At 56.6% G+C, this 6014-nt stretch carries 5 protein-coding genes; 3 read left to right on the top strand and 2 right to left on the bottom strand.

What is annotated here, in order from left to right:
• From P8Z34_16605 to P8Z34_16595, 3 genes are all read left to right on the top strand, one after another.
• The coding region (locus tag P8Z34_16605) for a pantoate--beta-alanine ligase (GenBank protein MEJ2552293.1) at window positions 1-315 on the top strand (315 nt) is incomplete at its 5' end.
• Between the two features lie 24 nt (window positions 316-339).
• Window positions 340-1104 carry a type III pantothenate kinase gene (locus P8Z34_16600; GenBank protein ID MEJ2552292.1) on the top strand — a complete coding sequence of 255 codons (765 nt, stop codon included), beginning with the start codon at window positions 340-342 and terminating at the stop codon, window positions 1102-1104.
• A 93-nt stretch (window positions 1105-1197) separates the two neighbouring features.
• A complete protein-coding gene (locus tag P8Z34_16595; GenBank protein ID MEJ2552291.1) occupies window positions 1198-2175 on the top strand; it encodes an EamA family transporter in 978 nt (325 codons plus the stop codon).
• Window positions 2176-2285: 110 nt separating this feature from the next.
• Here the strand turns inward: P8Z34_16595 and P8Z34_16590 are convergent, their stop codons facing one another.
• On the bottom strand, window positions 2286-4340 hold the full coding sequence (locus tag P8Z34_16590; GenBank protein ID MEJ2552290.1) for an MFS transporter: 2055 nt from the start codon (window positions 4338-4340) through the stop codon (window positions 2286-2288).
• Window positions 4341-4512: 172 nt separating this feature from the next.
• On the bottom strand, window positions 4513-6014 hold a 1502-nt coding region (locus tag P8Z34_16585), incomplete at its 5' end, for a sulfatase-like hydrolase/transferase (protein MEJ2552289.1).

The following is a 6014-nucleotide window of genomic DNA, read 5'->3' as shown; positions in this document are numbered from 1 at the left end:
GAAGCGGATGGCCTGGCGAAATCGAGCCGCAACACGTACTTGAACGAAGCGCAGCGAAAAGCCGCAACCGTACTTTTTCGTTCGTTGACGGCGGCCGAGGAGGCGTTCGAAAGCGGGCAGCGCGAGGCGCAAACCCTGCGTGACACGATGTCGGCGGTGCTCGCCGGCGAGCCGTTGGCGCAGGTGCAGTACGTGTCCGTGGCCGATCCGGAAACCCTGGAAGAACTATCGGGAGAGATCGAACGGGCGCTGCTTTCGATGGCCGTTTTCGTAGGCGAGACACGTTTAATCGACAACATGGTAGTTGGTGAGTGAGGGAACAGATGAGGAGGGCGAATCATGTTGTTAGCCATTGACATCGGCAATACGAACATCACCCTGGGTCTGTATCAGGCATCGGAAATGAAGGCCGCCTGGCGCCTGGCGACGGCGCACGAGCGCATGCCGGACGAGTACGGTCTGCAGATGTTGGGGCTGCTGCAGCACGCCGACTGTGAACCGGACGTCGTGGACGGTGTGGTGATGGCTTCAGTCGTGCCGCCGCTCACGGGAACTTTTCAACAGGCGTGCAAGGTGTACATCGGCCAAACGCCGTTGGTGGTCGATGCCGGTGTGAAGACCGGCGTGCACATCCGTTACGAGGATCCGAAGGCTGTAGGCGCCGACCGGGTGGTCGATGCGGCTGCGGTGCAGCACTTGTACGGCGGCCCGGCCTGCGTCGTCGATTTCGGTACGGCGACCACGTTCGACGCCATCTCCGCCGAGGGAAATTATCTGGGAGGTGCGATTGCACCGGGAATCGGCATTGCTGCGGAGGCGCTGTTTCAACGCACGGCGAAGCTGCCGCGCGTGGACCTTTCCCGACCGCCGTCGGCAATCGGCAAGAATACCGTACATGCCATGCAGTCCGGTTTGCTCTACGGCTACGTGGGCCTGGTGGAGGGCATGGTGGATCGCTTCCGGGCCGAGTTGGGTCCCGAAATGAAGGTCATCGGCACGGGGGGACTGACCGAGATCATCGCGGCAGAAACGAAGGTGATTCAAATCGTTGCCCCGTGGCTCACGCTCGATGGTTTGCGAATCATCTGGGACATGAATCGCTGACTGACGGTAATGCCTGCGAACCGAAACGGCGTTCAGTATAGATAACCGGGCCGGTCCCTGGTACACTTCTGCTTTATAGTTGAGGAGCAGCGCATGAACCGCAGTGGAGCCCAGGCAGCAGAAAAAGTGCCTTCGGTGGAAGGACGCCCGGATGCGGCGCGAAAACAGGATGCGCAGGAAACGATCGACCCCGTCGGGTTGATCAGCCTGCTGACCGTTTACCTCGCCTACGGCAGCACGTACCTGGCGATCCGCGTCGCCGTGCGTCCCGGCGGAGGTTTCTCACCGTTCACCCTGGGTTTCATGCGGCTGATTCTGGCGGGGATCATTCTCCTGGCCTGGGGGTTGATTCGCAGGAAGCGCATGCTTCCCGAGCGAGACGAATGGCTCATACTCATCGGATCGGGGATTCTCTTCTGGACCATCGCCAACGGGCTTGTGGGGTGGGCGGAAATGCGTGCCGATTCGGGATTGGCTGCACTGATCGTCGCCTTCACTCCGATTTGGGTCGCTTTCATCGAGTCCCTGATCGATCGCCGTCCACCGTCGTTACTGCTCCTGTTCTCGCTGCTGCTGGGGTTTGGCGGCATCGTGCTTTTGAGCGTCCCTTCGCTGCAGAGCGGCGTGCAAGCCGATTTGTACTCGTTGATCGCGCTGCTCGCTGCTTCCTGCAGTTGGGGGCTCGGTTCTGTGCTTCAAAGCCGGCGTAAAGTCCGGCTTTCACCGGAGGTGAGCTCGGGGTATCAGCAGCTCATCGGGGGCTTCGGTTTCATCATCAGCATTCTCCTCGTTGACGACACGCTGCCCACCCCAACGGGCGAAGCCTGGCTGGCCTGGGGTTATCTCGTCTTGGTCGGCTCGGTTTTGGGTTTCACGGCCTTCACGCAGGCCCTCAAACTCCTGCCGTCCAGCGTGGCCATGACCTACGCCTACGTGAATCCGGTGATCGCGGTGATCTTGGGCGCGATCATTTTGGGCGAGGAGATCACGCTGTGGACTTTCGCAGGCGCGGGACTGGTGCTGCTGGGGGTTGCGGGTGTTTTCCGGGAGCGCTACGGCGGTTCGTCCTAAAGCCTGGTTTCGCAAATCCTCCGGTTTTGATCGAACGGAAATCCAACGGGGCTGTTCTAGGCGAACAGCCCCGTAGTCGGTTAATCATCGCTGCTTCGGGCGATCTGCAATCAGCTCACCTTGTCTGCCGCCAACAGCGCTGCGTCCTGTGCTTGCGCGACCTTGCGTCCTTCCGCCACGTCGACCGTGGTCAGCAACCAACCGCCGATGATGAAGAAAGCGATCAGGCTCAGTATGGCGGGCCGGCTGCTGGCGAAAGCCGCGCCGGCGGCCGCAAAGAGGATCGGGCCCAGGACGGCGGAGAATTTCTCCATCACACCGAACAGGCCGAAGAATTCCCCACTTTTTGCGGCGGGTGACATGACGGCGTACAGGCTGCGGCTCAAGGCCTGGCTGCCGCCTTGAACCGTGGCTACCATCCAGGCCAGGAACCAGAATTCGATCGTTGAATTGAGGAAGTATCCCCAGGCTGCGATGATTGCGTATGCCAGAAGGGCCAGAAGGATACTGTGCTTCGTATCCAGTTTGCCGGCGAGTTTGGAGAACAGTCGTCCTCCGAAAAGCCAGGCGAACAACAGACCGACGATCTGCAGCGCCAGAATCAGCCCAAGAATAATGAGCAGACTTTGTTGGCGTGCGGCCGGCATGACTTCAAAGGCGGCGATCGAGATGGTGTTTCCGCTGCTTTCCGGATTCCGATCCGGGGTGTTTACCAGGGAAAATGTATGTATTCCGGCTTTGCCGGTATCGATGGTGTCGGAGAGCACACCGTAGCGCGTGGTGGAAGCGTACGCATCGATCTTGAGCGGAATCCCTTCCGAGTCCAGATAGGGTTTGCCGTCGACTTCGACTTCCCAGATGCCCCGGTCCGGACCTTCGCTGTAGGTGAATTGGACCTTCTGTCCGTTGAATGTGAAATCGAGACGAGCGCCAACGTCGCTGGACTGCCGGTAGGTCACGTCTTCGACGCTCTCGCCGAACAGGCGGTTGACGAACTCGAAGAATCCACCCCCACTGATCTTGGTGGCAGATACTTGCTCATCGAGCCATGTACCCGTGAAGGTCATCATTTCATGATCCACGTTGTGCAGACCTTCGCCTGCTGCTGCGGCGGTGGCTTCGAAAACTGGTGGCTTCGACCCCGTAACGTCTGCGGGGAGAAGTCGCAGGCCAAGAACGCCGACGAGCGGCAGCATGACCATGTTGAAGACGATGAAAGACAGATAGAAAGCCCTTCGTTTTTCGCGAGGGCTGGGGATGCGGCCGAAGATCAAGCTGAAGGGAATGCCCACGAACTGCACCAGCAGCAGGGCGAGGATCAACTCGACCGTGCCGAAGCCAAGTTCGGCGCCGTAGATCGCGGCGACGCCGATGATCGTGCCGATGCCGTCGTTGTAGATCAGGAAAGCGAACAGGAATTTGAAGAGCTGGCGATATCGGCGAATATCCTTGAAGGTTCCACCCAGCCGCTTGAAACTCGCCGAAACCACATTCTCTCCGGGGCCGAGTTTGGCGGTCGCTGCTGGCGGCTCGGGTATGGTGCGCAGCAGCGGAATGGTGAAAACGGCCCACCAGATGGCGACGCTGAGGAACGAGAGACGGGAGCCCAACGTACCGGGCAGAATCTGAATCATGGCCACGTTTACCGCCAGGAGGATGCCGCCGCCCAGGTACCCGAGTGCGTATCCGCGAGTAGAAACTCGATCGCGATCGTCCTCTCTGGCCACGTGCGGCAGCAACGCGTCATAGAAGACGTTCGCTCCCGTAAAACCCAGGCGGCCGAATACGAACAAAATCGAAGCCAAAACCCAGTCCCCCGTTTGAATGAGAACCATCAGCCCGGTAGCGAGGATTCCGGCACCGGCGAAAACCGACAGGAAACCCTTCTTGCCGCGTTTGATGTCGGATATGGTGCCAAGGATCGGGGAAAGGATGGCGATGACGAAGAGCGAGATGGATAATCCCAGGCTCCAAAGGGCCGTCGCGGCGGCGCGGCTGGGCAGTGTCGCCCCGGCCACCTGGCTGTAATAGATCGGCAGTACGGCGGCCAGGATCGTCGTGGCGAAGGCGGAGTTTGCCCAATCGTAGAGCGTCCAGGCGCGGATGCGGCGGTTGTATTCTGTTTCACTGATTCCGTTGTACGCGGCGACGGTTGCGGCTGCCATGTGCACCTCCTTCTTGGTGACATACCTCGAAGAGATTGTCGATCGATTAGTCCGTTTAATTTAATGTACTACTGGATCAGCAAACAAGGCATTGATTTTTATCGGAATTATCGCATCATACGATGCATTGCCAAGGGGCCATCACAAACCCGAATGGGGCATCTTGTTCGCATTATTGCTTCGTGAAAGGCTCATCCTTTTCCGTGATCGTTGAAAGCATTTCTTGCTTCAGGTCGGACGCGATCGTCGGATGCGTCGCGTAGAGGTTTTCCAATTCTTCCGGATCGTCGTGTAAGTTATAAAGCTCGTACACACCGTCGTAACCTTCGTAGCCGCGATAGTGGATCAATTTATAATCGCCCTTGATCATCGCTACTGTTGCTTTGCGCAGGGGTTGCATTCTGGGGTTGCTCTTCGCTTCAACGACGAAAAGACTTCTATCGGGAGGAAGGTTCTGTGCGTATGGCGGGAGAATCTGGCCTTCGGTCCAGGTGGGCGTCGTACGACCCGTCAAATGAAGCAAGGTTGGCAGTAGGTCTACACAGCTAGTGGCGGTGTACACATCCTGGCGTGACGTCTGACCGGGCAGAGAAATTAACAAGGGAACACGGATGATTGGTTGAAAAAGTGTGGGTGTGGTGTGCTTCCAAATCTTTCGTTCGAACATCTCGCCGTGGTCGGAGGTGAAGACAACGATGGTGTTATCGTATAACCCGCTACTTTCCATCGCATCGTGAAGACGACCAAACTCCGCATCGACGTAGGCAATGTATTCGTCATAGAAGACACGTTTCTCATTGAGCATGTCTTGTCGATCACTGAAATTGGCAAAGAAGTGATCCGGCTTTGGGGTCGGTTGCCAGCCATCCCAGAAAATGTTCACGAATTCCTTCCTAGGGGTGTAGGGATCATGGGGAGGCATCATGTGTAAATAGGAAAAGAAAGGTTGTGACCATTCCTGACATTGTTTGATGATCCAATCAATCGTATCTTCAAGAGGGTAAAGCATATCATGGTAGCCAGGGATGCCTCGGGGGAATTTCCGTCGTAAGCGATCCCGTAAATATCGATTGATGGCTATTTTTAACGACCAGAAGAAAGGAAAAATAAACAACGAATTGGAAAGATCCCCGGGATTTTTGTAATGCGTGCGTTCACTTTGCGCAGCGATGCCATAGTCCTTCTTGAATAGATTATCCGAGATATTAAAGTCCACCAGGGCAATTTCATTTGGCAATGTATACAGGTCGAGGTCTTGACGGAGATGTGACAAGATGATGTTCACCAGTAGATTATGGGAAAATCCGACACGTGTGTATTTATCATCGCCGAATTCGCTGAAGATGTTTCTGGTTGTGAAAAAGTCAAGTGGGGTTGCGTTGTGGCTAAAGGCTCGATGCGTCCATGGAAGGGTTCCGGTGAGAATCGAGGAAGTCCCAGGTGTGGTGAAATTACCGCCGGAGTAATGGTTGTGAAACACGGTAGCTCTCTCCGCGAAGCGTTCCAGATTCGGCATGGTCTTTCGGTGATACCCATAGAGGGACACGTTAAGAGCGGAAAGCGTGTCAAAGACCAGTTTCAGTACGTTAGGGTTGTCTGCGTCGGTTTTCTTGTGGGAATTAATGGGGTTTGATCCGGCAATCCACGGCGTAATGAGAGAAAGGAAAGAAGCCA

The sequence above is a fragment of the Anaerolineales bacterium genome, assembly GCA_037382465.1.
In the GTDB taxonomy this organism is placed as follows: Bacteria; Chloroflexota; Anaerolineae; order Anaerolineales; family E44-bin32; genus WVZH01.
Note: the sequence above shows the minus strand (reverse complement) of the source record. Positions and strands in the feature narration are given on the sequence as shown.

Coding starts and splice junctions, on each gene's coding strand:
- P8Z34_16590 (MEJ2552290.1), bottom strand. CDS start 4,340: ATGGCAGCCGCAACCGTCGCCGCGTACAACGGAATCAGTGAAACAGAA.
- P8Z34_16595 (MEJ2552291.1), top strand. CDS start 1,198: ATGAACCGCAGTGGAGCCCAGGCAGCAGAAAAAGTGCCTTCGGTGGAA.
- P8Z34_16600 (MEJ2552292.1), top strand. CDS start 340: ATGTTGTTAGCCATTGACATCGGCAATACGAACATCACCCTGGGTCTG.